Annotated in this window: 22 protein-coding genes; 16 read left to right on the plus strand and 6 right to left on the minus strand. The window is 66.0% G+C overall.

The window, feature by feature from the left end; genetic code table 11:
- The first annotated feature begins 79 nt into the window (after positions 1 to 79).
- The 6 genes from BRADO_RS08350 to BRADO_RS08375 all read left to right on the plus strand — a co-directional run bounded on the left by BRADO_RS08350 (position 80) and on the right by BRADO_RS08375 (position 5,653).
- Positions 80 to 658 (plus strand): cytochrome c oxidase subunit 3 family protein, encoded by a 579-nt coding sequence (locus tag BRADO_RS08350; protein WP_011924876.1) that lies wholly within the window; start codon positions 80 to 82, stop codon positions 656 to 658.
- Positions 659 to 661: 3 nt separating this feature from the next.
- Entirely contained in the window at positions 662 to 925 is a 264-nt protein-coding gene (locus BRADO_RS08355; protein ID WP_011924877.1) for a cytochrome C oxidase subunit IV family protein, read from the plus strand.
- A gap of 102 nt (positions 926 to 1,027) precedes the next feature.
- Positions 1,028 to 1,480: a cytochrome c gene (locus BRADO_RS08360; RefSeq protein ID WP_011924878.1), complete on the plus strand. Its 453-nt coding sequence runs from the start codon at positions 1,028 to 1,030 to the stop codon at positions 1,478 to 1,480.
- A gap of 39 nt (positions 1,481 to 1,519) precedes the next feature.
- The gene (locus BRADO_RS08365) at positions 1,520 to 2,866 is read left to right on the plus strand and encodes a cbb3-type cytochrome c oxidase subunit I (RefSeq protein ID WP_011924879.1); all 1,347 of its coding nucleotides are present in this window, start codon (positions 1,520 to 1,522) and stop codon (positions 2,864 to 2,866) included.
- 60 nt (positions 2,867 to 2,926) lie between these two features.
- On the plus strand, positions 2,927 to 3,736 hold the full coding sequence (locus BRADO_RS08370; RefSeq protein ID WP_011924880.1) for a CbbQ/NirQ/NorQ/GpvN family protein: 810 nt from the start codon (positions 2,927 to 2,929) through the stop codon (positions 3,734 to 3,736).
- Between the two features lie 3 nt (positions 3,737 to 3,739).
- Entirely contained in the window at positions 3,740 to 5,653 is a 1,914-nt protein-coding gene (locus BRADO_RS08375; RefSeq protein WP_011924881.1) for a nitric oxide reductase activation protein NorD, read from the plus strand.
- Between the two features lie 11 nt (positions 5,654 to 5,664).
- Here the strand turns inward: BRADO_RS08375 and BRADO_RS08380 are convergent, their stop codons facing one another.
- The gene (locus tag BRADO_RS08380; protein ID WP_011924882.1) at positions 5,665 to 6,099 is read right to left on the minus strand and encodes a DUF2267 domain-containing protein; all 435 of its coding nucleotides are present in this window, start codon (positions 6,097 to 6,099) and stop codon (positions 5,665 to 5,667) included.
- 391 nt (positions 6,100 to 6,490) lie between these two features.
- Between BRADO_RS08380 and BRADO_RS08385 the strand changes: the two genes are divergently transcribed.
- From BRADO_RS08385 to BRADO_RS35375, 3 genes are all read left to right on the plus strand, one after another.
- Positions 6,491 to 6,733 (plus strand): hypothetical protein, encoded by a 243-nt coding sequence (locus tag BRADO_RS08385; RefSeq protein WP_011924883.1) that lies wholly within the window; start codon positions 6,491 to 6,493, stop codon positions 6,731 to 6,733.
- Between the two features lie 272 nt (positions 6,734 to 7,005).
- Positions 7,006 to 8,037, plus strand: a complete 1,032-nt coding sequence (locus BRADO_RS08390) for an N-carbamoyl-D-amino-acid hydrolase (RefSeq protein WP_256374602.1) — start codon at positions 7,006 to 7,008, stop codon at positions 8,035 to 8,037.
- A 976-nt stretch (positions 8,038 to 9,013) separates the two neighbouring features.
- On the plus strand, positions 9,014 to 9,175 hold the full coding sequence (locus BRADO_RS35375) for a hypothetical protein (RefSeq protein ID WP_011924885.1): 162 nt from the start codon (positions 9,014 to 9,016) through the stop codon (positions 9,173 to 9,175).
- Between the two features lie 268 nt (positions 9,176 to 9,443).
- Here the strand turns inward: BRADO_RS35375 and upp are convergent, their stop codons facing one another.
- From upp to BRADO_RS08410, 3 genes are all read right to left on the minus strand, one after another.
- A complete protein-coding gene (upp, locus tag BRADO_RS08400; protein WP_011924886.1) occupies positions 9,444 to 10,073 on the minus strand; it encodes a uracil phosphoribosyltransferase in 630 nt (209 codons plus the stop codon).
- Between the two features lie 270 nt (positions 10,074 to 10,343).
- Positions 10,344 to 11,567 (minus strand): URC4/urg3 family protein, encoded by a 1,224-nt coding sequence (locus BRADO_RS08405; RefSeq protein ID WP_011924887.1) that lies wholly within the window; start codon positions 11,565 to 11,567, stop codon positions 10,344 to 10,346.
- 16 nt (positions 11,568 to 11,583) lie between these two features.
- Positions 11,584 to 12,840 carry a GTP cyclohydrolase II gene (locus BRADO_RS08410; RefSeq protein ID WP_011924888.1) on the minus strand — a complete coding sequence of 419 codons (1,257 nt, stop codon included), beginning with the start codon at positions 12,838 to 12,840 and terminating at the stop codon, positions 11,584 to 11,586.
- 255 nt (positions 12,841 to 13,095) lie between these two features.
- On the opposite strand from BRADO_RS08410, the gene BRADO_RS08415 reads away from it, so the two are divergent.
- Together BRADO_RS08415 and BRADO_RS08420 are read left to right on the plus strand one after the other, a co-directional pair.
- Positions 13,096 to 14,325 carry an amidohydrolase family protein gene (locus tag BRADO_RS08415; protein ID WP_041757372.1) on the plus strand — a complete coding sequence of 410 codons (1,230 nt, stop codon included), beginning with the start codon at positions 13,096 to 13,098 and terminating at the stop codon, positions 14,323 to 14,325.
- A 190-nt stretch (positions 14,326 to 14,515) separates the two neighbouring features.
- On the plus strand, positions 14,516 to 15,442 hold the full coding sequence (locus BRADO_RS08420) for an N-carbamoyl-D-amino-acid hydrolase (protein ID WP_011924890.1): 927 nt from the start codon (positions 14,516 to 14,518) through the stop codon (positions 15,440 to 15,442).
- Between the two features lie 223 nt (positions 15,443 to 15,665).
- Here BRADO_RS08420 and BRADO_RS08425 read toward each other — a convergent pair whose 3' ends face one another.
- Positions 15,666 to 16,325 carry an aspartate/glutamate racemase family protein gene (locus tag BRADO_RS08425; protein WP_173363492.1) on the minus strand — a complete coding sequence of 220 codons (660 nt, stop codon included), beginning with the start codon at positions 16,323 to 16,325 and terminating at the stop codon, positions 15,666 to 15,668.
- Positions 16,326 to 16,452: 127 nt separating this feature from the next.
- Here BRADO_RS08425 and hydA point away from each other — a divergent pair, with 127 nt between their 5' ends.
- From hydA to BRADO_RS08440, 3 genes are all read left to right on the plus strand, one after another.
- Positions 16,453 to 17,922 carry a dihydropyrimidinase gene (gene hydA / locus BRADO_RS08430; RefSeq protein ID WP_011924892.1) on the plus strand — a complete coding sequence of 490 codons (1,470 nt, stop codon included), beginning with the start codon at positions 16,453 to 16,455 and terminating at the stop codon, positions 17,920 to 17,922.
- A gap of 172 nt (positions 17,923 to 18,094) precedes the next feature.
- The gene (locus tag BRADO_RS08435; RefSeq protein WP_011924893.1) at positions 18,095 to 19,066 is read left to right on the plus strand and encodes an NAD(P)-dependent oxidoreductase; all 972 of its coding nucleotides are present in this window, start codon (positions 18,095 to 18,097) and stop codon (positions 19,064 to 19,066) included.
- Position 19,067: 1 nt separating this feature from the next.
- Complete coding sequence (locus BRADO_RS08440) at positions 19,068 to 19,829, plus strand: SDR family oxidoreductase (RefSeq protein ID WP_011924894.1); 762 nt, start codon at positions 19,068 to 19,070, stop codon at positions 19,827 to 19,829.
- A 152-nt stretch (positions 19,830 to 19,981) separates the two neighbouring features.
- On the opposite strand, the gene BRADO_RS08445 is transcribed toward BRADO_RS08440, so the two are convergent.
- Positions 19,982 to 20,878: a LysR family transcriptional regulator gene (locus tag BRADO_RS08445; RefSeq protein ID WP_011924895.1), complete on the minus strand. Its 897-nt coding sequence runs from the start codon at positions 20,876 to 20,878 to the stop codon at positions 19,982 to 19,984.
- 210 nt (positions 20,879 to 21,088) lie between these two features.
- Between BRADO_RS08445 and BRADO_RS08450 the strand changes: the two genes are divergently transcribed.
- Both BRADO_RS08450 and BRADO_RS08455 read left to right on the plus strand, forming a co-directional pair.
- A complete protein-coding gene (locus BRADO_RS08450) occupies positions 21,089 to 22,504 on the plus strand; it encodes an NAD(P)-binding domain-containing protein (RefSeq protein ID WP_041757373.1) in 1,416 nt (471 codons plus the stop codon).
- Positions 22,505 to 22,594: 90 nt separating this feature from the next.
- Positions 22,595 to 24,214: an ABC transporter substrate-binding protein gene (locus BRADO_RS08455; RefSeq protein WP_011924897.1), complete on the plus strand. Its 1,620-nt coding sequence runs from the start codon at positions 22,595 to 22,597 to the stop codon at positions 24,212 to 24,214.
- Positions 24,215 to 24,486: the final 272 nt, after the last annotated feature.

Genomic DNA, 24,486 nt, shown 5'->3' on the forward strand with positions numbered 1-24,486 from the left:
GACGTCGCGCTGTTTGTGCACCGACAAAGAGAACCTCCGGTCCCCCGACTAGCTTCGCGACATCCAATCGGAGGTGGCGATGTCGGTACTCACATGCGAGCGGGACCAGGAGGAGCGCTTGGGTGTGCTCGACGGGCTGCCTGGCGATCCCATGATGTGGGTGCTGATCCTCAGCGAGCTCGTCGCCTTCGGCCTGCTGCTCGGCGCCTTCATCGTCGCACGCGCGGTCCATCCGATGGTGTTCGCGGCCGGGCAGGCCGTCCTCGACGGACCGCTCGCTGCATTGAACACGATCGTGCTGGTGACGAGTGGCTGGGCCGCCGCGCGCGCCGCTGCAGCCGTGCGCAGCGAATCGTCGCGCGCCGCACGGTGCTGGATCGCGCTGGCGATGATGCTCGGTGTCGCGTTCATCAGCATCAAGCTGACGGAGTACGGCAACGAGATCGCAGCCGGCGCCGGCCTCGAATCGTCTGTCTTCTTCACGCTCTACTTCCTGCTGACAGGGTTCCACCTGCTGCATGTCTTGCTCGGAATCGTCATCCTCGCCGTCGTCAGCCATCGCGCCACGTCCAGCGGCGTCGAGACCGGCGCCGCATTCTGGCACATGATCGACCTGGTCTGGATCGTCATGTTCCCGGTCCTCTATCTCGCGAGGTGAGCCATGTTCCGCGATCGACTCGATCGGGCCTGGCTGCAATTGCTGAGCTTCGCCATGGCCACGCTCGCAACTTCGCTGCTGGTGCCGAACAGATGGCTCGCCGATGCGCTGATTCTTTCGTTTGCCGTTGCGAAGGGCAGGGTGGTCGTGTGCGACTATCTCGGTTTGCGCCAGGCGCCGGCGCTGTGGCGCGGGCTCCTCATCGCATGGCTGACCGGCCTCACCACCTTCGCCGCGCTCGCGCTCGCCATCCGCGCACTCGTCTGACTTCGATCATCGCGCTCGTTGCGCCCCGACAAAGAGCCTCAGGGCCGCGCCGGTAGATTGCTCCCACACCATCGACTTTTCACCAACCGGAAAGGACGTGTCATGGCGGAACGCCTGACCAAGTCGGCCGCGCGGAACGTCTTCTACGGCGGTTCGGCCTTCTTCTTTGCGATCTTCCTCGGGCTGACCGCGCACAGCCACTACTACATGGTCACGACCTCGACCAAGGCGTCGACGCTCTCAGATGGCGTCGCGCGCGGCAAGCATGTCTGGGAGAAGAACTCCTGCATCAACTGCCACACGTTGCTCGGCGAGGGCGCCTATTTCGCGCCGGAGGTCGGCAACGTCTGGGACCGCTGGGGCGGCCGAGAAGACTCCGCCGCTGCGCGCGAGATGCTGAAGTCCTGGATGCAGTCGCAGCCCTCCGGCGCGCCGGGACGGCGGCAGATGCCGCAGTTCAACCTAACCGACCAGGAGCTCAACGACCTCGCCGACTTCCTGCAATGGACCGACACGATCAAGCGCCAGGATTGGCCGCCGAACAAGGCCGGCTGAGCTCCGCATCCCGCCCTTCATCCACGAGAGAGATCCGCGATGAGATATGAGACCCAGAAGGTCGCGATGCTGTACTTCTACGGCGCGCTGACGCTCTTCCTCGCCCAGGTCCTGTTCGGCCTGCTCGCCGGCACCATCTACGTGCTGCCGAACACGCTGTCGGTCCTGCTGCCCTTCAACATCGTCCGCATGATCCACACCAACGCGCTGATCGTGTGGTCGCTGATCGGCTTCATGGGCGCGACCTATTTCCTACTGCCCGAGGAGACCGAGACCGAGCTCTACAGCCCGCTGCTCGCCAAGATCCAGTTCTGGATGTTCTTCGGCGCCGCTGCTGCAGCCGTGGTCGGTTATCTCTTCCACTACCACGAGGGCCGCGAGTTCCTCGAGCAGCCCTTCATCATCAAGGTCGGCATCGTCGTCGTCTGCCTGATGTTCCTGTTCAACGTCACCATGACGGCGCTGAAGGGCCGCAAGACCACGGTGACCAACATCCTGCTGTTCGGGATGTGGGGGGTGGCGATCTTCTTCCTGTTCGCGTTCTACAACCCGGCCAATCTCGCCGTCGACAAGATGTACTGGTGGTACATCGTCCATCTCTGGGTCGAGGGCGTCTGGGAGCTGATCATGGCCTCGATCCTGGCCTTCCTGATGATCAAGCTCAACGGCATCGACCGTGAGGTCGTCGAGAAGTGGCTCTATGTCATCATCGGCCTGGCGCTGTTCTCCGGTATCCTCGGCACCGGCCACCATTTCTACTGGATCGGCGCTCCCGGCTACTGGCAGTGGATCGGCTCGCTGTTCTCGACGCTGGAGGTCGCGCCGTTCTTCACCATGGTGATCTTCACGGTGCAGATGACGCTCAAGGCCGGCCGCAAGCATCCGAACCGCGCCGCGCTCCTGTGGTCCGTCGGCTGCTCCGTGATGGCCTTCCTCGGCGCCGGCGTGTGGGGCTTCCTGCATACGCTGTCGAGCGTAAACTACTACACCCACGGCACCCAGGTGACCGCCGCGCACGGCCATCTCGCCTTCTTCGGCGCCTATGTGATGCTCAACCTCGCGGTGATGGCCTACGCGGTGCCGCAGCTGCGGCAGCGGGCGCCGTACAATCAGTGGCTCTCGATCGCGAGCTTCTGGATCATGTGCACGGCGATGATGGTGATGACCTTCGCGCTGACCTTCGCGGGCATCCTCCAGGTGCATCTGCAGCGCGTGCTCGGCCAGAGCTACATGGACGTGCAGGACCAGCTCGCGATGTTCTACTGGGTGCGGCTCGGTTCCGGCGTGTTCGTGGCGATCTCGGCGCTGATGTTCGTCTGGGCCGTGCTGGTGCCCGGCCGCGCGAAGCAGGCCGTGATCCCCGGCGCGCTGCAGCCGGCGGAGTGAAGGCCGACAGGCGGCGGCCCTGCGGTCGCCGCCTGCATCCCCCGATGTTGGAGAGAAATCATGAAAGCCGCGCTGCACGCGATCGACACCGTTCCCGCGTTTCCGCCGTACACGCCGACCGCCAATGAATGCGCGCTGTTCGAGCATGCGTTCCGGCACCGGCTTCCAGTTCTGCTGAAGGGGCCTACGGGCTGCGGCAAGACCCGCTTCGTCGCCCATATGGCCGCGCGGCTCGGCCTGCCGCTGCACACGGTGGCTTGTCATGACGACCTCACCGCCGCCGATCTCACCGGCCGCTATCTGCTCAAGGGCGGCGATACCGTCTGGACCGACGGGCCGCTGACCCGTGCGGTGCGCGAGGGCGGCATCTGTTATCTCGACGAAGTGGTCGAGGCGCGCAAGGACGTCACCGTCGTGCTGCATTCTCTGACCGATGATCGTCGCATTCTGCCCCTGGAGCGCACCGGCGAGGAACTGGCGGCACCTGATGCCTTCATGCTCGTAGTCTCCTACAATCCCGGCTATCAGTCGCTGCACAAGGCGCTGAAGCCCTCGACGCGCCAGCGCTTCATCGCCATCGAATTTGGCTTTCTGCCGGCGGAGCAGGAGATCGCCGTCGTGGCTGCCGAGAGCGGGCTGTCGCCTGAGCGCGTGTGGCCTCTCGTGGCGCTGGCGCATCGGCTGCGCGCGCTGCAGGGGCACGATCTGGAGGAGGGCGTCTCGACCCGGCTGCTGGTCTATTGTGCCACGCTGGTCGCTTCCGGAACGCCCGTCGCCGAGGCCGTGCTCGCTGCGATGATCGAGCCGCTCACTGACGATGCCGACGTCAAGGCGGCGCTGCGCGAGGTCGCGCACGCCGTGATCGGGTGAGCCATGCTCGACTTTCTCGAACTGGAGGAGACCGTCGGCCGCGCCTGGCATCGCCTGGTCGGCACCACCTCGAGCTATCCGGTCCATCCCGATCATGCGGTCGCATTGAACGACGTTAGCGGCCGGATCGCCGTGATGTTCCGTGCGTTGGGCGGTGAGACCGGCGTGCAGATCGCGGGCAGCAAGGCGCGCAAGTCGGGTCATCGCCTCGGCTGGCGCCAGCGCATCGGGCTCGGTGACGAGTGTCTCAACCAGGCCGGACGCGATGGCGCCACGGTGTTTCTCCCGGACAGCATCGCGCTGCTGCCGGATCGCGCGCTCAACGTCCAGCTCTATCAGTGGCTCGCGGCGTGGTTCGCGACCATACCGGCCGATCCGATTGCGGACAGTGATCCCTTGCGGCGGGATCTGCTAGCGCTGCGCCGGGCGCACGAGACCACGATGGTGGTGTTGACTCGCTTCCCCGGGTTGAACCGATCCTACGCCCAACTCGCGCGGGCCCTCGCCGCGACCCGGCCGCGGCGTTCGCTGCCGCGTCTTGAGCAACAGGTCGAGCACATCCTGATGGCGCTGCTCGGCGCCGCGGTGCCGCCAAACGGCGTGCTCTGGAATGCCGTGATCGATGATGGGGAGCTGCCGGACACCGCGCCGCCCGGCTACCGGTCGATGCTGCCGTGCCCGTTGTGGGGCGATTGCTGGAGCCGTGAGCCCGTTGTGGCCGAAGGCGACGACGAGGACACGCAGACGTCGACCGAGCCGACGGAGGCGCCGGACACCCGCAAGCGCTTCGCGCGGCGCGAGCGCGACGATGCCGCCAAGCGCGATCCCTTCATCCTCAACCGCTTCGAGAAGATCCTCGCGATGGCGGAGATGGTCAACGTCGATCGTCCCTCTGACGATACCGACGATGACGACGCCCGCAAGGCCGCGGACGATCTCGATGAACTGGCGATCTCCAGGCGCAAGGGGCGGCCGGCGAGCAAGCTGAAGTTCGATCTCGATCTGCCGCCGCAGGCGGTCGACGCCGCGCAGCTCGACAGCGGAAGGCTGTATCCCGAATGGAACTATCGTAGCGGCGCCTATCTTCCCGATCATTGCCGCGTCGTCACCGGCGAGGCCGCCGAGACGGGCGAGACGTGGGCGCCGGATGAGGCGATGCGCCGGCGTATCCGTAGCGTACGGCGCCGATTCGAGACCTTGCGGCCGCGCCACGAGGTGATGCGCGCCCAGGCCGACGGCCATGACCTCGACATCGACGCGCTGGTCCGCGCGCGCAGCGACCTCAATGCCGGCCATGGCGGGCTCGACCGCGTCCACCTCGCCATGCGTCCGCTCACGCATGATCTCGCGGTGACCCTGCTGGTCGATGTCTCGCTGTCGACGGATGCGTGGATCGATGGCGTGCGTGTGCTCGACGTCGAGAAGGAAGCGCTGCTGGTGCTGGCGCACGGGCTGTCGGCCTGCGGCGACAGTCACAGCATCGTCACCTTCACCTCGCGGCGCAATTCCTGGGTCCGGCTGGAGACCCTGAAGGCGTTCGGCGAGACAATGAGCGGGCAGGTCGAGCGCCGCATCGGCGCGCTCAGGCCCGGCTACTACACGCGCATCGGCACGGCGGTGCGCCATGCCGCCGGCGAGCTCGCCGCGCGTCCCGAGCGCAAGCGGTTGCTGGTGGTGTTGACCGACGGCAAACCGAACGACGTCGATCATTATGAGGGACGGTTTGCGATCGAGGACACGCGCAAGGCGGTGCAGGAGGCGCGTCGCGCCGGCGTGGCGGTGTTCGGCGTCACCGTCGACAAGTCGGCGCAGTCGTATGTTCCAACCCTGTTCGGCCCCGCCGGCTACGCTATCGTCGGCAATATCCGCCGCCTGCCTGCGGCGCTGCCGGCGCTCTACCGGCAGCTCGCGCATTGAGCGCGCAGTGCTCAGGTCGCCGGCTCGCGCAATGTCCTGAGCGGCACCGGGAGGTGACCCATCAGCTTGTCGAACTCGCCGGGATCGAGCTTCTCCCAAAGGATCTCGAAGACGCCGCGAGCCGCCTTGAGCGGATCGATCGGGAATTGCGGCGGCAGCTGGCGGAAGATGTCGTCGACGAATTCCTCGAGATGCCGGTCCTTGGTCGGGGTCGACGCGTGATGCCAGCTCTCGTAGTAGATGCCCCGGATCAGGAGCGGCAGCTGGGCGCCGAAATTCGCCGCGGTGGCGAGCGGCAGGCGGTCGCGCAGCACATGAAGCACCGCGCGCAGCGCGTTGTAGGCCTGCTGCCGGCTCGTCAGCGCCAGCCGCTGCTCGATCGCCTTCAGCCAAAGGTTGGTCTCCTGGACGGTGTGGTCCAGCGCTGTGACGCCGATCTCGCTCATCTGATTCTCCATGGCCATGCCCAGGGACCGTTGGCGGCACGCCGAACCAGGGAACCGCAACGTGATTCGCTTGGACGTGCCGGCAGTAGGCGGCGCGTTCGAACCGGGAACGTTGACCTGCATCAATGTCACGATGTCGTGGACGGCCGCGAGGTAAACGAACGGTCAAGGGCGGGCTTCGGCGTTTACTGTTCCGGCCGCCGGAATGAAGCAGCCTCAAATGTTCGCCGCGTACTGTCACGCCATGAGGTTGAACCGTAATCGCCCTACTTGTGCAGAACGCGTCTTCGCTTGCTCGTCGCGACAGACTCACCTTACATCGGAGTCGTTCGAGGCGCGCTGACCCGCGCACCCGGCACTCCCTCAACTCACGAATCGACGTCGGCTCGCAATGCTCAAGTCTGCCCAAGAGAAGTCTGTTCACAACAAGCCTGCTCAAGACAAATCCGGCAACGACCTTCCGCTGACCGGCTATGCCGTCGTGGTCGATGGCCAGATCAAGACCGAGTTCAAGACCAAGGATGGTGCGCACAACGGCGCGCATGATCTCAAGCGCCGCTTTCCGATGTTGCAGATCAAGGTGTACGACGCCGAGACCAAGCAGACTCACGAGATTGAATTGGCGCGGGCGTAGCATCGACTGGCGGGAGCCTTGCCGCCATGCGGGCGAGGCTCCTGCACCGGACCTGGCGTGGCACGTGAACGTAAGGTCGTAGTTGCAGGCGCGATGGTCATGCGCCTCCGATGTGCGGCAGCGAGTGATGCAGCCGCCGCATTTTTCATGGCGCCCTTGCCGTCAAGCACGTTGCATTTTCTGCGCCGGTTTCGTTTGATCGCAACCTGTCGCGCGCTGGACGGCCGGCAATGGCGCCGGTGATGCCGGTCGCGCGCAGATTGGAGATCGCCGTGAGTCGTATCTTTCGCGCCGCCGCTGCCCAGATGGGCCCGACGCAACGGGCCGACACCCGCGCGCACACGCTCGCGCGGATGATTGCGCTGCTGGAGGGCGCGGCCGCGCAGGGCGCGACGCTGGTGGTGTTCCCGGAACTCGCCTTCACCACGTTCTTTCCGCGCTGGATCCTGGAGCGCGATGCGCTCGACAGCTATTTCGAGCGGTCGATGCCCAACCCTTCCGTGGCTGCGCTGTTCGATCGGGCGCGCGAACTGCGCGTCGGCTTCTATGTCGGCTACGCCGAGCTGACGCCGGACGGTCGGCGTTTCAACAGCGCCATCCTGGTCGATGCCGACGGCCAGCTCATCAGCAAGTACCGCAAGGTCCATCTGCCGGGCTCGGTCGAGCCGCGCGAAGGAGCCAGATATCAGCAGCTCGAGAAGCGCTATTTCGGCTATGGCGATCTCGGCTTTCCGGCGGTGCGCGCCGGTCCCGAATGGGGCGGTGCGATCATGGGCATGATGATCTGCAACGACAGGCGCTGGCCGGAATCCTGGCGCATGCTCGGGATGCAAGGCGTTGAGCTGGTCTGCGTCGGCTACAACTCCGCGGCCTATGATCCGAACGGCGGCAACACCGAGGATGCGTCGTTGCGCACGTTCCACTCGACGCTGGTGGCGCAGGCCAATGCCTATATGAACGCGACCTGGGCAATCGCCGTGGCCAAGGCGGGCGACGAGGACGGCAGCGGACTGATCGGCGGCTCCTGCATCGTCGATCCCAATGGCTGCATCGTCGCGCAGGCGACGACGCTCGCGGACGAGGTCCTGGTCGCCGACATCGATCTCGATGCGTGCCGGCAGGGCAAGGACAAGATGTTCAACTTCGCTGCGCATCGCCGCCCCGATCAGTACAAGGTCATCACCGAGCGCGCCGGCGTCGTCGAGCCGGTGCCGGTGGATAGCGGCCTGCGCTGCACGAAGCCAGGCTGCGGGCCCGGATTGCGCGGCGACGTCTTCGCCACAGCGATTGCGACCTCTCGATGAAGGATTCGGGCGCGCGTTCACACGGCGCCGTGGTTCCTCTCATTCCACACTGTCAAACAGCTGGGCAAGCCGCATCGTTGCCGCGGCGCGCAGGCGCCCGGGTGATGCCGGAGTCTCGGCCCTCGTGGGATGATGAGGGCGCAGGGAAGGCCGGGTGCCGGTCGCACCCATGGTCCGCGTGCAGCAAAAAGAGCACGCGGCAGAACCACAGGTACGGGCCGGAGCATCCGGCCTTCCCTGCGCGATGGTTTACGGCTTATACGCGATCTCCCCGGCGCCCGGCTCATTGGCCGCCGTCGTCGTCCGATGCGTCACACCGGCCGACTTGATACCAGCTTCGGGGTACCAGAACCACGCGACTTCGCCGTCCGCAGAGCACCGCTCGTCCGCGCAAGCGCATCCGATGCTCCGACGTCCACCGCATTCCCGATCCAACGTCTCGTGACGACGCGTACGCCCCTCATCCGGACCGGAACGGAGGGAGGATAAATCAGAAATTCTGATTTACGGAAGATGATTATTTTCGCGGGAAGGTCTTGAAACCCGCTTTGTGTTTGAGCGTGCACGGGAAATCACTCCGGTGATGCACAGCGATGACGTTGTGCACCGGTGCAATGTCGACGCCATTGCGCCGCAGCTTCTGCTCGTCGGGCAAATCAGTGTATGGTAACGGGGCCGCTTGCCTCCGGGGCATCGCGAAGCTCGAGGCCGCATTGAGCACTGAACGCTATTTCGACGTCTTGCTGGCGGATGGCTCCCGCGCGCCTGCCATGGTGACGGCCGACGAAATCATGACTGAGGGACGGGAGATTTACTGCATCTCGCTCGTCCAGGGCAGCGAGGTCGAGACGGCGCAGTCTGACGTCGATTTCTTCGAAGCTTTGATCGAGCTGCGGGTCGAGCTGGAAAACGCGGCGCGCTGCTGTGCTGCTTCGGTGCCAGCGAGAACGTCTATCCGTCAGGAATGCAGCGTGACATGGGACCGGCGATCCTGGCCTACAAGATGCGTCTCGGCGAGCCGAGCCGGATGAAGGACATGGTCAACATTTTCCATGCCGACGAGACGGTGGTGCCGGCCACGGTCGAGCAGCAGGCGCGGTTTCACCGGCAGTGGATCGAAGGCTGCAGGCGGCGATGATTTGGCGGCATCGGGGCCTCATGGTTCGAGACGCGCCGCGAGCGGCGGCCTTGCCTCGAAGTGACAGAATGGGCGCGTCGCTCCTCACCATGAGGGGCGGCTTCCGAGATCGGCGCTGCACGTTGGTCATCAGCCGCGTGTTCATGGAGAGCGGTGCGAGCGATGCCGTGGCAGGAGCTTAATTCGACCCGCGAACTCGACCTCATCCTGAGGAGCATCGCGTCAGCGATGCGTCTCGAAGGATGGGCCGCAACATTGACCGACAGCCTTAGCGAGTCCCATACGCGCGGTCGCCGGCGTCGCCGAGGCCGGGGACGATGAAGGCGTCGTCGTCGAGGCCGTCGTCGATGGCGGCGGTCCACAGCGTGACGTCGGGATGCAGGCCGCGGACGCGCTCGACGCCTTCGGGAGCGGCGATCATGCAGACCATGCGGATGTCCTTGGCGCCACGCTCCTTGAGCCGGTCGAAGGCGGCGACGGCGCTGTTGCCGGTCGCCAGCACCGGGGTGACCACGACGGCGAGGCGCTCCTGCAGATCGGACGGGGCCTTGAAGAAGTACTCCACGGCGGTGAAGGTGTGCGGCTCACGGTAGAGGCCGATATGGGCGACGCGGGCGGTCGGCACCAGATCGAGCATGCCGTCGACGAAGGTGACGCCGGCGCGCAGGACCGGCACGAACACCAGCTTCTTGCCGGCAATCTTGGCCGACTGCATCCGCGCCAGCGGCGTCTCGACTTCGACCTCCGCGAGCGGCAGATCGCGCGTGACCTCGTAGCAGAGGAGCATGCCGATCTCCTTCAAGAGCTCGCGGAACGACTTGGTCGAGATCGACTTGTCGCGGATCAGGGTCAGCTTATGCTGCACCAGCGGATGATCGACGACCGTGACGCCTTCCATGGCTTTCATCTCCGTAGGGTGGGCAAAGGCGCGACGCGCCGTGCCCACCGCGATCTTAGCTCAGACTGGAATGGTGGGCACGCTGCGCTTTGCCCACCCTACGTGCAACTGATCAGTCCGTCATTTCGAGGAGCCAACGGGTCCGCGCAAAGCGCGGCCCGATGACAAGCTCCGCGGCGAAGCAATCCAGACTTTCTTCCTGGCCCCTGGATTGCTTCGCTGCGCTCGCAATGACGGAGCGGCGAGACCGGTAGGTTTGGCTAACACCTCTTAAAACACCGTGCCGTCGCTGATGATGGTCAGAGGCGGCGTGCCGTCGGGGCGGCGGGCGAAGGCGAGCTTGCGGCCGGCGGCCCAGGTGCCGCCTTCGAGGATGCGGGCGAGCGGCAGTTGCTCGGGCGTCTGGCCGGTACGCTCCCGGATCAGTGCGGCCAGACGGTCGAGCAGGGCGACAGTCAGCGCGCGCCATTCCACCACGAGCGGGGAGTCAACCTCGTGGGGGCGCGTGGCATCGGCGGGATCGCGCAACACCAGTACGCCGCCGTCGACGAACAGGCCGCCGTTGCGGTATTCGGCGAGGCCGGTGAGACCGTCGATGTTGTCTACCACGAGGCGCGCGCGCTGCAGCGGTTCGATCAGCGAATAGCTCAGCCATTGCGACAGCTTGTGCAGCGGGACGAGACCGGTGGTCTGATCGTCGGCGACCAGTGATGGATGCCGCCAGCAATCGCCGAGCGCGACGCCTTGCAGCGTCAGCCGCGACGGCCAGATCGGCCCGAGCTGCAGCAGCACCTGCTGCAGGATGTCGGCGGCCTGGAGATGGCCGCCGGTTGCGCTGGCGGCGAGGTGATCGAACAGACCGCCGGTACGCGGAGCATCCTGTGTTCCGAAGATCTCCGGCTTTGCAGCCGTCACCTCGCCCAACCGGCGCAGCAGCGCGACGCGGCCCTCCAATCCGACCAGCGGATTGTCGGGGCCGACCTGGAAGCCGCGTTCGAGATCGGCGACCGTGAGCTGGCGCAGCTTCGCCGCATCAGCGCGCAGAGGATCGCGCCCATCGGCCGAGAAGGCGCCGCGTGCGAACATGTCGAGGCTCGCCAGCGCGAGCCCTTCGGAGCGGCCGATCCGTGTGCCGGTCACGGCATCCTGATAGCGCCAGGAGGCGCCGGCGCCGGCGTCGAGCAGCACGCTGGTGATGGCGAGATCGAACTCGGCGCGCGCGCGTGCCGCCGCGTCGAGCCATTGCGTCTTCTCGGCAACGGCCGTCCAGCGATCGGTCCCGCCGACCACGAAGTGTCGCCAGCGCGAATGAAACGGCACCTCGCCGCTCGGATAAGCCTTGTTGGTCACGTCGAGCACGAGATCCGCAATCGCATCCAGCTTGCCGAGATCGACGCGAAAATGCGGCAGCTTGTCGTCGAGCCCGAGCGCAAGCAGCTGATGCGCCCGCTCGCGCACGGCGCGGGCGGACAGGAGAGATGAAACGTCGCTCATGATCGGCTGCCAGCCCTCAGTACTTCTCGAGCGGGCGGCCGACGGTGTCGCCGAGCTCTTGCGGCTTCTGCGGCTCCAGCGAGAAATAGCCCGCGGCCTTCTTCGCCGCGATCTCGACATGCGCGTCGGCCGGGATCAGCTCGTCCGGAATCGGCACGCGCTCGACGATGTCGACGCCTTGTCCCACGAGCGCATCATGCTTCATGTCGCTCATCGAGATGAAGCGGTCGATGCGCGTGATGCCGAGCCAGTGGATGACGTCCGGCATCAGCTGCTGGAAGCGCGCGTCCTGCACGCCGGCGACGCATTCGGTGCGCTCGAAATAGGCCGCGGCGGCGTCGCCGTCCTCCTGGCGCTTGCGCGCATTGTAGACCAGGAATTTCGTCACCTCGCCGAGCGCGCGGCCTTCCTTGCGGTTGTAGACGATGATGCCGAGGCCGCCGTTCTGGCCGGCGGCGACGCATTCCTCGATGCCGTGGATCAGATAGGGGCGGCAGGTGCAGATGTCGGAGCCGAACACGTCCGAGCCGTTGCACTCGTCGTGCACGCGGCAGGTGATCTTGGTGCGCGGCTCATTCAGCTTGGTGACATCGCCGAACAGATAGACCGTGGTGCCGCCGATCGGCGGCAGGAACACCTGCAGGTCCGGCCGCGTCACCAATTCCGGATACATGCCGCCGGTCTGCTCGAACAGGCCGCGGCGCAGATTGGTCTCGCTGGTGCCGAAGCGCGCGGCGACACCCGGCAGGTACCACACCGGGTCGATCGCGATCTTGACGACCGACACGCTGCCATTGGCGTGTACGACGCTGCCGTCATGGACGAGGCGCTTGGCGGCGAGCGCGGCATGCAGCTCCGGCAGTTCGATGCGCGCCTTGGTCACCGCGATGGACGGCCTGATGTCGATGCCTTCGGCGATCTCGCCGCCGAAATTCTCGGCGACCAGATGGCCCCAGGGATCGAGCGCGACGATCTTGGCCGGATCGCGCCACTGATCGAACGGGCCGATCGTGGCGGCGGGATGGGTGTTGGTGAGATCGGGACGTCGGATCGGATCGAGCGCGCCGGAGGACACCGCGAGTGCGCGGTACACCGTGTAGGAGCCGCCATGGCTGCCGATGACGTTGCGGTCCTGCGGCCGCGACACCGTGCCGATCACGGGGCCGCGCTCGCGCGCGCTCGCCGCGCCCCAGTGGAGCGGGAAATTGTGCTTGGCGCCTGGCACCGGGTGCGAGGTCAGGCGGATGTGATCCGTGCGGTTGGAGCGAGTCATCGGACAGCTACCCCCAAAACGGCAACGGCCCGCCTTGACGACGGGCCTGAGCAGAACGAGTTCACGTTTTCCATGCATCAATATAGCAAGTTTTCCACAGCAAACAAGTGGTCCGGATTGGCCGTCTGTTTGTAAACGAATGGTGACGATGCCGGCTTGCGGTGCAGCGCGGCGCGCCCTGCTGGCATGGCGCTTGCCTTTTGCACGGGACGCCGCCAGCTTGGCGCGCAGGGAATCTTCGGCGGCAAAGGTGGCATGGACCTGATCATTCGCAACGCGGTGCTGGCGCAGCAAGGCGAGCTGCGCCGCGCCGATATCGGAATTTCCAAAGGCCGGATCGTGGCGATCGAGGCCGCGCTGCAGGCGGACGGCCAGGTGCGCGACGCGGAGAATTGCCTCGTCGTGCCCGGGTTCATCGAGACGCATATCCATCTCGACAAGACCTGTATCCTCGATCGCTGCAGCATCCGGGAAGGTACGGTGGCGGAGGCGGTGCGGGAGACGGCGGCCGCGAAGCGCAACTTCACGCCGGAGGATGTCTACGCCAGGGCGAGGCAGACGGTGGAGCGCTGCGTCAGCCATGGCACGATGCGGATGCGCACCCATGTCGAGCTCGATCCCGGCATCGGCTTCGTTGCGTTCGAGGCCATCCAACAGCTGGCGCGCGACTATGCCTGGGCGCTCGATCTCGAGATCTGCGTGTTCCCGCAGGAGGGTCTGACGAACTATCCGGGCACCGAGGAGCTGCTGATCGAGGGTCTCCGCCGCGGCGCGCGTACCATCGGCGCCGCGCCGTATTTCGACACCGATCCGCGCGCGCAGATCGACCGCATCTTCGCGATCGCTAGGGAGCACGGCGTCGACATCGACATGCATCTCGACCTCGCCGAGACGCTCGATCACATGCAGATCGAATATGTCTGCCGCAAGACGGAGGAATATGGCTGGGGCGGCCGCGTCGCGGTCGGCCATGTCACGCAGCTGTCGCTGCTGCCGCCGGAGCGCTTCAACGCCATTGCTGTGCAACTCGCCGATGCCGGCGTGGCGGTCACCGTGCTGCCCTCGACCGATCTGCATCTGATGGGCCGTCGGCAGGATCACGCGATCCCGCGCGGCGTGGTGCCGCTGGAGCCGCTGCGCGAGCACGGCGTGACCTGCTCGCTGTCGACCAACAACGTGCTCAATCCGTTTACGCCCTATGGCGACGGCTCGCTGATCCGCATGGCCAATCTCTACGCCAATGTCTGCCACGTCTCGCGCCCGGATCATCTCGCCGGTTGCCTGGACATGGTGACGCATGATGCGGCGAAGCTGATGCGGCTTAGTGATTACGGCGTGACGGTGGGCGCGCCCGCCGATCTGGTCTGCATCGACGCGCGTGACCCGACCGAAGCGGTGGCGACCTTGGCGCAGCCGCTGTGGGGCCTGAAACGCAGCAGGCCGTCGTTCTCGCGCACGCGTCCGGTGCTGCATCGGCCGGCGTGACGATGAGATCCGTAGGGTGGGCAAAGGCGCAATCGAAGGTGCTGCGGCATTCGCAGCTTGATTGTGCGCCGTGCCCACCATCTCGAAATGCCGTGCGCGGCTGTGGTGGGCACGCTTCCGCCGTCCGTCGTCGATGCACTGAGCAAGACGCCGCTTTGCCCACCCTACGGACTGACTGTGGAGCTACACCATGCGCATCATCAACGTCGCCGCCGCCCAGATGGGGCCGATCCAGCGGGCCGACAGCCGGGAGGCCGTCGTCGCACGCATGATCGCGCTGCTGGACGAGGCCAAGCACAAGGGCGCCGACCTCATCGTCTATCCGGAGCTGGCGCTGACGACGTTCTTTCCGCGCTGGTACATGGAGGATCAGGCCGAGGTCGATACATGGTTCGAGCGTGACATGCCCAACGCCGCCGTGCAGCCGCTGTTCGATCGCGCCGCGCAGCATGAGATAGCGATGTATCTCGGCTATGCCGAGCTGACGCTGGACGGGCATCACTACAACACGGCTGTTCTGACCGATCGCAGCAGCAACATCGTCGGCAAGTATCGCAAGGTGCATCTGCCCGGCCACGAGGAATTCGAGCCGGAGCGCAGCCACCAGCATCTGGAGAAGCGCTATTTCGAGCCGGGCGATCTCGGCTTTCCGGTCTGGCGCAATCTCGGAGGGATCGTCGGGATGGCGATCTGCAACGACCGCCGCTGGCCGGAGACGTATCGCGTGATGGGTCTGCAGGATGTCGAGCTGGTGCTGATCGGCTACAACACGCCGTCGGTGAACTCGCTGAAGTCGGCGGAAGGGCTGCAGCAGCGGCTGTTCCACAATCGTCTCTCCGCGCAGGCCGGTGCGTATCAGAACTCGTGCTGGGTGGTGGCGGTCGCCAAGGCCGGCGTCGAGGACGGCCATCATCTGATCGGCGGCAGCCTGATCGTCAATCCCGACGGCGAGATCGTCGCGGAGGCGGTGACGGCAGGCGACGAGGTGCTGGTCGCGGCGTGCGATATGGATGCGACGCGCTTCGGCAAGCAGACGATCTTCGATTTCGCCCGGCATCGACGGGTGGAGCACTATGGGCTGATCACCAGCCGCACGGGCGCGGTGCCGCCGGAGTGAGGCAGTTCGTGGTCAACCAATAGCGCAGTTCCAAATTCGGTGTCGTCCCGGCGAACGCCGGGACCCATACCGCGGAATCTATCGAGGGACGTCGCTGATAGTTGCCTGCCTCACCGCGGCCGGTGGTTATGGGTCCCGGCTCAAGGCCGGGACGACAGCGGTGGTTGGGCGGCAGCGGGGCAGATCCGTGCGATGTCGATCGCGAGATTGATAGATCAGTCATTCACCCCGCGAACGCCACAGCGCCCAGCGCCATCGTCACCGCCGCCTGCGTCGGGTCGATCACCGGAATGCCCAGCGCGTCCTCCAGCCCTTTCCGATGCCGCGCCATGCCGGCGCAGCCCATGACGATGGCGCCGGCGCCGTCCTCGTCACGGAGCGCGCGGCCGACGGTGATCATCTTGGCCAGCGTGCCTTCGCCCGACGCCGTCTCCGCCACCGTCATGTCGAGCGGTCGTTCCGCGGCGAGCCGGTCCATCAGTCCCATCTGGCGGAGGTAGCGGATGTGGCGGCGGATCGAGCGCTGCGCGATGGCGAGCACGCCGAACGTGTCGGCGCGCGTCAGCGCGGTCAGCACGCCGCATTCGGCGATCCCCAGCACCGGCCGCGTCGTCGCCTCGCGGCAGACGTGCAGGCCGGGATCGCTGTAGCAGGCGATGACGAAGGCGCTCGACGCATTGTCGCCCTCGACGAAGCGCCGCAGCGGCAGCGCGACGCTGTCGGCATCCTTCTGGCTCTCGACGCCGTAGGGTCCTTCCTTCAAAGTCTCGCAGACGATCTCCGGGCCCTCCGCGAACATCAGCGGCTTGAGTGCTGCCGCGAGGCCATCGGTGACCACCTGGTTGGAGTTCGGGTTGATCACGGTGATGCGCGGGCGGGACATGGGAGCTACCTGCTTCTTCGGAGTTGACGTCGCGCGACAGGCAATCACTATGCCACGGCGGACGCAAGCGGGCCGGCGCGGCCTTCCAGCATCACGCCGTTCCATCTGGCAGAACTAGGAGATCGCGATGACCGAGCCGGCCTATGACCTGATCATCCGGGGAGGGCGCGTCGCCACCACCACCGACACGTTCGAGGCCGATGTCGCCGTCTCCGGCGAGACCATCGCGGCGATCGGTCGCGGGCTCGGACCTGCGAAGCGCGAGATCGACGCGCGCGGCAAATACGTACTGCCCGGCGGCGTCGACAGCCATTGCCACATCGAGCAGCTCTCGGCCGCGGGTATCGTCAATGCAGATACGTTCGAGAGCGCGACGACCTCTGCGGCGTTTGGCGGCACGACGTCAGTGATTTCGTTCGCCGCGCAGCATGTGGGTATGCAGCTGCCGCAGGTGCTCGAGGAGTATCACGCGCTGGCGCGCAAGGGCGCGGTCATCGACTATGCGTTCCACATGATCATCGCGGATCCGACCAAGGACACCCTGGAGCGCGATCTGCCGGCGCTGATCCGGCAGGGCCACGGCTCGATCAAGATCTTCATGACCTATGACCGGCTCAAGATCGAAGACGAGCCGCTGCTCGACATTCTCGTCGCCGCGCGCGAGGGCGGCGCGATGCTGTGCGCGCATGCCGAGAACCACGGCATCATTTCCTGGATGGTGAAGCGGCTGCTGGCGCGCGGCTACACCGCGCCGAAATATCACGCCATCAGCCATGCGCGGTTCTCCGAGGCGGAGGCGTTCAACCGGCTGATCGGTATGGCCGCGCTGGTCGATCAGCCGATCATGATCTTCCACGTTTCGACCGCCGAAGGCGCCAGGGTCATCCGCGACGCGCGCGGGCAGGGGCTGAAGGTGTTCGCGGAGACCTGCCCGCAATATCTGTTCATGACGGCCGACGATTTGGACAAGCCAGGCATCGAGGGCGCGAAGTGGATGTGCAGCCCGCCGCCGCGCCGCGCGCCGGACCAGGAGGCGCTGTGGCAGGCGCTGTCGCTCGGCGACCTGCAGACGATCTCGTCGGACCACGCGCCGTATCGCTTCGACGAGACCGGCAAGCTGCGCGCCGGTCCCAATCCGAACTTCAAGCAGATCGCCAACGGCCTGCCGGGCCTCGAGCTGCGGCTGCCGCTGCTGTTCGACGCGATGGTGTCGAAGGGCCGGCTCGGCCTGAACAAGTTCGTCGAGCTGACGGCGACAGCGCCGGCCAAGATCTACAATCTGCATCCGCGCAAGGGCGCGATCGCGATCGGGGCCGATGCAGATATCGCGCTGTGGGATCCGGACAAGCGGGTGACGATTGCTGATGACAGCATGCACGATCTCGCCGGCTACACGCCGTTCGCGGGGCGCAGCGTGCAGGGCTGGCCTGTGACCGTTCTGTCGCGCGGTCGGGTGATTGTCGATGATGGCAAGATCGCGGTGCAGCCCGGCTCCGGCCAGTTCCTCGCCCGCAGCGGCGGCGAGGCGGCGAAGCCGACGGGACGTCTGGTGGCGGACATGGACCCCGAGCAGAACTTTGGGGCGACGCTGCTGTGAGCCTGTTGGCGAAGCATCGCGGGCCTCGTCCTTCGAGACGGTCGCTTCGCGACCTCCTCAGGATGAGGGGACAGAGCAGGTCAGGCGGCGCGCACGCTGCGTTTCCTCGTGGCGAGGAGGCTGCGCCAGCAGCCGTCTCGAACCATGAGGCCCCGATGGAGAGGCTTTTCGCATGCATGTCCTGATCTTCGGCGGCGCCGGCTTCGTCGGACTTAACACTGCGCAAGGACTGCTCGAGCGTGGGCATGCGGTGACCGTATTCGATGCGGCACCGCTGCCGAGCGCGGCGCAGCGCGCCTTCGCACCGTTTGGTGAACGGCTGCACGTGATCAACGGCGACGTCATAGACGCCGACGCCGTCGCGGCCGCTATCGGCAATGGCTGCGATGCCGTCGTCATGGGCGCCGCGATCACCGCCGGTCCCGAACGCGATGCGTCCGATCCCGAGCGCATCCTCGCCGTGAATCTGCTCGCACAGGTACCGATCTTGCAGGCCGCGCGGCGCAGCGGCGTCCGGCGCGTGATCAATCTGTCGTCGGCTGCATCCTACGGCGCCAGCGGCCAGCGCTTCGCGGTGCTGGAGGAGACCACGCCGTGCGAACCGGTGTCGCTGTATGCGATCACGAAATTCACCTCCGAACGCGTCGCCGCGCGACTGTCAGATCTTTGGCAGACCGACGTCATCAGCGTGCGCTTGTCCGCCGTGTTCGGGCCGTTCGAGCGCGGCGGGGGCGTGCGCGATACGCCATCGCCGCAGGCGCTGATCGCGGCCTGCTGCGCGCGCAGCGAGCCGGCGTTGTTGAACGAAGCCGGCGACAAGGACTGGGTCTACGCGGTCGATGTCGCCGATGCCGTGTGCCTGCTGCTCGAAGCGGAGAAGCCGCAGCAGACGCTCTACAACATCTCGAACGAGGCGACGTTTACGGCCGAGGCGTGGGGCCGCGCCTTCGCGAGCGGTCGGTCCGGCTTCACCTGCCGCCTCGCGGAGCCGGGCGAAACGCCGACGGTGCCTGTGTTCGCGCCGGTCCGCGGCCGGCTGTCGACGATGCGGCTGGCGAACGAGTTCGGCTGGCGCGCGCGGTTCGACTGCGCAGGCTCCGCCGAACATTTCGGCCGCTGGTTCGATCAGTACGGGAGGGATTGAGATGCGGCTGAAGGATAAGGTCGCCATCATCACCGGCGGCGGCTCCGGCATCGGCCGCGCCAGCGCCGTGATGTTCGCGCGCGAAGGTGCATTCATCGCGGTGGTGGATCGCGATGCTGCTGGCGCTGACGAGACGCTGACGCTGGTGCGCGAGGCGGGCGGTGACGGCAGCGTCCATGTCGGCGATGTCGGTGAGGCCGGCTTTGCGAAGGCGACGATCGAGGGGGTCGCATCGGCGCGCGGCCGGCTCGACGTGCTGATGACGGCGGCGGGCTTTTCCTGCGGCGGCACCGTCGTCACCACCGACCCCGCCGATTGGGACGCCGTGTTCCGCGCCAATGTCGGTGGCACCTGGCTGTGGGCGAAGGTCGCGGTGCCGATCATGCAGCAGCAGAAGGCGGGATCGATCATCACCGTGGCGTCGCAGCTCGCTGTCGCAGGCGGCAAGGGCAACAGTGCCTATATCGCCGCCAAGGGCGCGATCATCAGCCTGACCCGCACCATGGCGGTCGACTTCGCCACCGACGGCGTCCGCGTCAATGCGCTGGCGCCCGGCGCCATCGACACGCCGCTGCTGCGCCGGAGCTTCGCCCGCCACGCCGATCCCGAGCTGGTGCGCGAAGCCTCGCGCCAGCGGCATGCGATGAAGCGGTTCGGCGAGGCGGACGAGGTCGCGGCGGCGGCGCTGTTTCTAGCGAGCGACGAAGCGTCGTTCACGACTGGAGCCGTGCTGCCGGTGGATGGCGGCTGGCTGGCGGCGTAGGAGCGAGCGTTCGAGGCAACGCATGGGCGACTACTTATTGTTAGTTGGAAGCCCGGCTGGCGCCACGATGGCGGTGGGCTCCCCTCCCCGCAAGGGGGAGGGGAACTCACCGTTCGCACGGTGAGAGGTCGAGTCCCAAGAGAGGGAAGCGCTCAGCGCTTCGGCGGCGTCCCCTTCCGATCTCGTTGCCGCAAGATATCCGCCAGCGCCGCCGCATTTCGCGACAAAGGTTCGAACCGCGGCGTCAACAAATACGCCCGCATCGGCGTCTTCGGCGCGAGCGGGCGTGCCGCGAGGTCGGGCCAGGCGCGGCCGCGCAGCACGAACTCGTCGACCACGGCAAGGCCGGCGCCGGCGCGGACCATGGCGCAGGCATCGGGCGTGTAGCGCACGATCGTCGTGGGCTCGGGGCCGCCGGCCAACGCTGACGTGACGATGTGACCGTAGGGCGTCTGCGGGCCGAACCCGACCAGCGGGTAGGGCAGCATGTCCTTCGGCCGGATGCTGCGCAGCTTCGCCAGCGCATGATCGGCCGGCATGATCACGTGCAGCGCGCCTTCCGCGATCGTCTCCACCGCGACCGTCGGCTCGTCGACCGGCAGCACGGTCACGGCGAGATCGGCGCGCGCGGCGCCGACACGATTGACAATCTCGCGCAGCGTCAGCGACTCGAACTCGACGCGCAGATCGGGAAAGCTGCTGCGCAGCCGCGCCAATGCGTCGGGCACCATGCCGTATCCCGCGCTCGGGCTGGCCACAACGCGGATGGTGCCGGTGCCGCCGGCGCGCAACTCGTCGGCCAGGTCGTTGATGCGCGCGACGCCGCGGTGCACGTGCTCGACCTCGGCGAACAGCCGCTTGGCCTCCGGCGTCGGCTGCACCCGACCGCTGATGCGCTCGAACAGCTTCAGCTTGAGGCCGTCCTCGGTGTAGGCCAGCAGCCGGCTGATGGCGGGCTGTGACACCGATAGAAGCCGGGCGGCGCCGCTGATCGAGCCGGTGATCATGATGGCGCGGAAGACTTCGATCTGGCGCAGATTCAGCGGCATGCGACCTCTTGTCTCGCTGCGGATGATCGCCGACTGTAGCCGTGGGCGACCTCCCATAACAAGCTGTTATGGGCGGCGGACAAATCGGTATGGAAGGCTTCAGGCTCGCTTTGCTAAGCTTTGCCGGCCGGGTGACATGACTGATGGAGAGAGCGTGAGCGACAACAAGCATGTCGAACGCCAAAACGCGTGTTTCATTCGGTGCCCGGCATGAGCGACGGTCTCGCCGCACTGACGGCCCAGGTTCGCAGCGATCTTGCGAAGATCGCGCATCCCAGCATGCCATGGCTCAAACCTGTTGCCGGTCCCGATGAGCGGCCTGCGCTGGACGTACTGATCGTCGGCGGCGGCCAGTCGGGTCTCGCGACCGCGTTCGCTCTGCTGCGCTCGCGCGTCAGCAACATTCTCGTGCTCGACAAGGCGGAGGAGGGGCGCGAAGGACCGTGGCTGACCTACGCGCGCATGCCCACTTTGCGCAGCCCGAAGGATTTCACCGGCCCCGATCTCGACATCCCCTGCCTGACCTATCAGGCGTGGCACGAAGCAAAGTTCGGTGAGCAGAGCTGGCGCGATCTTAACCTGATCCCGCGCGAATATTGGGCAGACTACCTCGCCTGGTATCGCGACGTGCTCGATCTTCCCGTGCGCAATGGCTGCGAGATCGTCGACATCGCGCCGGCCGAAGGCGGGCTGTTGCGCGTGACGGTGCGCAGCGCGTCCGGAGAGAGCACGCTGTACGCGCGCAAGATCGTGCTCGCGACCGGCCAGGAGGGCATGGGCGACTGGAGCATTCCAGAACCTTTGCGGCATCTGCCTGCGACGCGATGCGTACATTCCGGCGCGGCGATCGACTTCGACCGCCTGCGCGGTCGCCGTGTCGCCGTGATCGGCGCCGGCGCATCGGCCTTCGACAATGCAGCGGTTGCGCTCGAGGCCGGTGCTAACAGGGTCGATCTGTTGTGCCGCCGCGCGGAAATTCAGTTGATCCAACCTTATCGCTGGCTAACGTTCCGAGGCTTCCTGCGGCACTTCTCCGAACTCGACGATGCCTGGCGCTGGCGGTTCATGCGCGCCGTGCTCGAACTGCGCGAGGGCTTTCCGCAGCATACCTATGACCGCTGCGCGCGCCATGCCGCTTTTCATCTGCACGAGGGCGCGCCCCTGATGGCCGCGCGCGAGACGTCCGATGGTGTCGTGCTCCAGACGGCAAAAGGCGAGATCACGACCGACTTCGTGATCAGCGCGACCGGTATCTCGATGGATTTCAGCCGGCGTCCTGAGCTGCAGCGCTTCGCCGCCAACATCGCGCGCTGGTCGGACCGCTACACGCCCGATCCAAGCGAGCGCAACGATCGGCTTGGTGCTTTTCCGTACCTGGCAGACGACTACGCGCTGTGCGAGCGGAGTCCCGGCAAGACGCCGTGGATCCGTGACATCCATGTGTTCGCAATCGCGTCGACGATGAGCTTCGGTGCGTCCGGATCATCCATCAACGCGATGACGACGGCGGTGCCGAAGCTCGTGCATGGTCTCACGCGCGGACTGTTCACGGCCGACATCGACAAGCATTGGGCCAACTTTCAGGCCTATGATGTGAGACAGGCCGAGATCCGCCGTGGCACGTGATTTGCTGCTGGGCGTGCGTCAGACGAGCCGGCAGCCAACGGCCGATGTTTGTGAGTCCCGGATTTTGAGACTAGCGAGGGAACAGGGGCGATGAGTTTCAAGATGTCCAAACGTTCGTTGTTTGCGGCGACCGCGTTGCTCGCGGTGTCGTTGGCGGCGCCAGCGGCCAACGCGCAGAGCCGCGCGGAGACGTTGCGCTATGTCACCGGCGCGACCGTCAACACGCTCGACCCGAACATTCCGGGCTCGACCCGTGAAGCCTTCGCGCTGTCGATGTCGAGCTACGACCGGCTGGTGTCGTTCGGCCGCAAGCAACTCAATGGTAAGTGGGTGTTCGATCTCGACACGATCACCGGCGAGCTCGCCGAATCCTATTCGGTCAGCGCCGACGGATTGAAGATCACCTTCAAGCTGCGCCCCGATGCCAAGTTCCAGGACGGATCGCCGGTGACCGCCGAGGACGTGAAGTGGTCGCTCGACCGCTGCGTCACCGCGCCGATCCTCGGCAAGGCGCAGCTCTTGACGGGCTCGCTGACCTCGGCCGATCAGTTCAAGGTCATTGATCCCCTGACGATCGAAGTGACGTTGCCGAAGCCGGACAAGCTGGCGCTGCCGAACCTCGCCACCGTCTATCCGATCATTATCAACTCCAAGCTCGCCAAGGCGCATGCGACCGCTGACGATCCGTGGGCGCTGAACTGGACCAAGGAGAACGCGGCCGGCAGCGGCGCCTACATCGTCGAGACGTTCAAGCCGGGCGAGCAGGTGATCGCGAAGCGCAACGAGGCCTGGAACCGCGGCACGCCGGACAAGCCGGCAGCGTTCAAGCGGCTGATCATCCAGTCGGTGCCGGAGCCGGCGACGCGCGCCAATCTGGTCGAGCGCGGCGACGCCGATCTCGTGATCGATCTCCAGGCCAGCGACGTGCAGTCGCTCGAAGGCAAGGGCAAGCTGAAGGTGATCTCGACGCCGCAATACAATGCGGTGACCTTCATCTCGATGAACAATACCATCCCGCCGTTCGACAACGTCAATGTGCGCCGCGCCATCGCCTACGCGCTGCCCTATGACGACATGTTCAAGGCCGCTTTGTTCGGCCGCGGCGCGCCGCTGTTCGGCGCGACCTGGGCCGACGGCAAGCCGACGAGCGGCGGCTATCCGATTCCGCAGCCGATCAAGCTCGATCTGGAGAAGGCCAAGGCCTATCTGAAGGACGCCGGCATGCCGGAGGGCTTCTCGACGACGTTCAGCTTCAATGTCGGCCAGGCCGCGACCGCCGAGCCGATGGCGGCGCTGGTCAAGGAATCCCTGGCTAAGATCGGCATCAAGGTCGATATCCAGAAGCTGCCGGATGCGCAGATGTCGACGGCGATCAACGAGAAGAAGCTGCCGTTCTTCATCGAGGGTATCGTCGCCTGGCTGCCGTCGACCGACTACTTCTATCGCAACTTCTACACCGGAAAGCAGCGCTGGAACTACTCCTCGACCGACAATGCCGAGCTGGAGAAGATCGCGCAGGAGGCTCGCTTCGAGGCCGACAAGGCGAAGTACGAGGAAGAGGGCAAGGCGCTCAACGCCATCCACTTCGACCAGATGTTCCAGATCCCGATCTGGCAGGCGGCGCAGGATGCGGTGATGCAGCCGACGGTGGATGGCTACGTCTACCAGTTCACCCGCCAGGTCGATTATCGTAACCTGAGCCGCAAGTAGGGCCGTCGCCGGTGGAGTGCAGCCGCGTAGCGGTGGCGCTGCACCTTGCTGCTGTTCGGAGAGGAATTCTCTTCTGAAGTTGGACTGAAGCTCGTGCCGCGCTGCGGCTACGCTCCCTCTCCCCGTTCTTACGGGGAGAGGGTTGGGGTGAGGGGCAGACGCACGGGCAGTGCACGTGGTGAGCCCTGTACCCCCTCACCCGGATTGCATCTTTCGATGCAATCCAACCTCTCCCCGCAGGCGGGGAGAGGTGATACCGAGCCGCAGCGGAC

Source organism: Bradyrhizobium sp. ORS 278, from assembly GCF_000026145.1.
Lineage (GTDB): Bacteria > Pseudomonadota > Alphaproteobacteria > Rhizobiales > Xanthobacteraceae > Bradyrhizobium.

Coding starts and splice junctions, on each gene's coding strand:
- BRADO_RS08350 (WP_011924876.1), top strand. CDS start 80: ATGTCGGTACTCACATGCGAGCGGGACCAGGAGGAGCGCTTGGGTGTG.
- BRADO_RS08355 (WP_011924877.1), top strand. CDS start 662: ATGTTCCGCGATCGACTCGATCGGGCCTGGCTGCAATTGCTGAGCTTC.
- BRADO_RS08360 (WP_011924878.1), top strand. CDS start 1,028: ATGGCGGAACGCCTGACCAAGTCGGCCGCGCGGAACGTCTTCTACGGC.
- BRADO_RS08365 (WP_011924879.1), top strand. CDS start 1,520: ATGAGATATGAGACCCAGAAGGTCGCGATGCTGTACTTCTACGGCGCG.
- BRADO_RS08370 (WP_011924880.1), top strand. CDS start 2,927: ATGAAAGCCGCGCTGCACGCGATCGACACCGTTCCCGCGTTTCCGCCG.
- BRADO_RS08375 (WP_011924881.1), top strand. CDS start 3,740: ATGCTCGACTTTCTCGAACTGGAGGAGACCGTCGGCCGCGCCTGGCAT.
- BRADO_RS08380 (WP_011924882.1), bottom strand. CDS start 6,099: ATGAGCGAGATCGGCGTCACAGCGCTGGACCACACCGTCCAGGAGACC.
- BRADO_RS08385 (WP_011924883.1), top strand. CDS start 6,491: ATGCTCAAGTCTGCCCAAGAGAAGTCTGTTCACAACAAGCCTGCTCAA.
- BRADO_RS35375 (WP_011924885.1), top strand. CDS start 9,014: ATGGGACCGGCGATCCTGGCCTACAAGATGCGTCTCGGCGAGCCGAGC.
- upp (WP_011924886.1), bottom strand. CDS start 10,073: ATGGAAGGCGTCACGGTCGTCGATCATCCGCTGGTGCAGCATAAGCTG.
- BRADO_RS08405 (WP_011924887.1), bottom strand. CDS start 11,567: ATGAGCGACGTTTCATCTCTCCTGTCCGCCCGCGCCGTGCGCGAGCGG.
- BRADO_RS08410 (WP_011924888.1), bottom strand. CDS start 12,840: ATGACTCGCTCCAACCGCACGGATCACATCCGCCTGACCTCGCACCCG.
- BRADO_RS08415 (WP_041757372.1), top strand. CDS start 13,096: ATGGACCTGATCATTCGCAACGCGGTGCTGGCGCAGCAAGGCGAGCTG.
- BRADO_RS08420 (WP_011924890.1), top strand. CDS start 14,516: ATGCGCATCATCAACGTCGCCGCCGCCCAGATGGGGCCGATCCAGCGG.
- BRADO_RS08425 (WP_173363492.1), bottom strand. CDS start 16,325: ATGTCCCGCCCGCGCATCACCGTGATCAACCCGAACTCCAACCAGGTG.
- hydA (WP_011924892.1), top strand. CDS start 16,453: ATGACCGAGCCGGCCTATGACCTGATCATCCGGGGAGGGCGCGTCGCC.
- BRADO_RS08435 (WP_011924893.1), top strand. CDS start 18,095: ATGCATGTCCTGATCTTCGGCGGCGCCGGCTTCGTCGGACTTAACACT.
- BRADO_RS08440 (WP_011924894.1), top strand. CDS start 19,068: ATGCGGCTGAAGGATAAGGTCGCCATCATCACCGGCGGCGGCTCCGGC.
- BRADO_RS08445 (WP_011924895.1), bottom strand. CDS start 20,878: ATGCCGCTGAATCTGCGCCAGATCGAAGTCTTCCGCGCCATCATGATC.
- BRADO_RS08450 (WP_041757373.1), top strand. CDS start 21,089: ATGAGCGACGGTCTCGCCGCACTGACGGCCCAGGTTCGCAGCGATCTT.
- BRADO_RS08455 (WP_011924897.1), top strand. CDS start 22,595: ATGAGTTTCAAGATGTCCAAACGTTCGTTGTTTGCGGCGACCGCGTTG.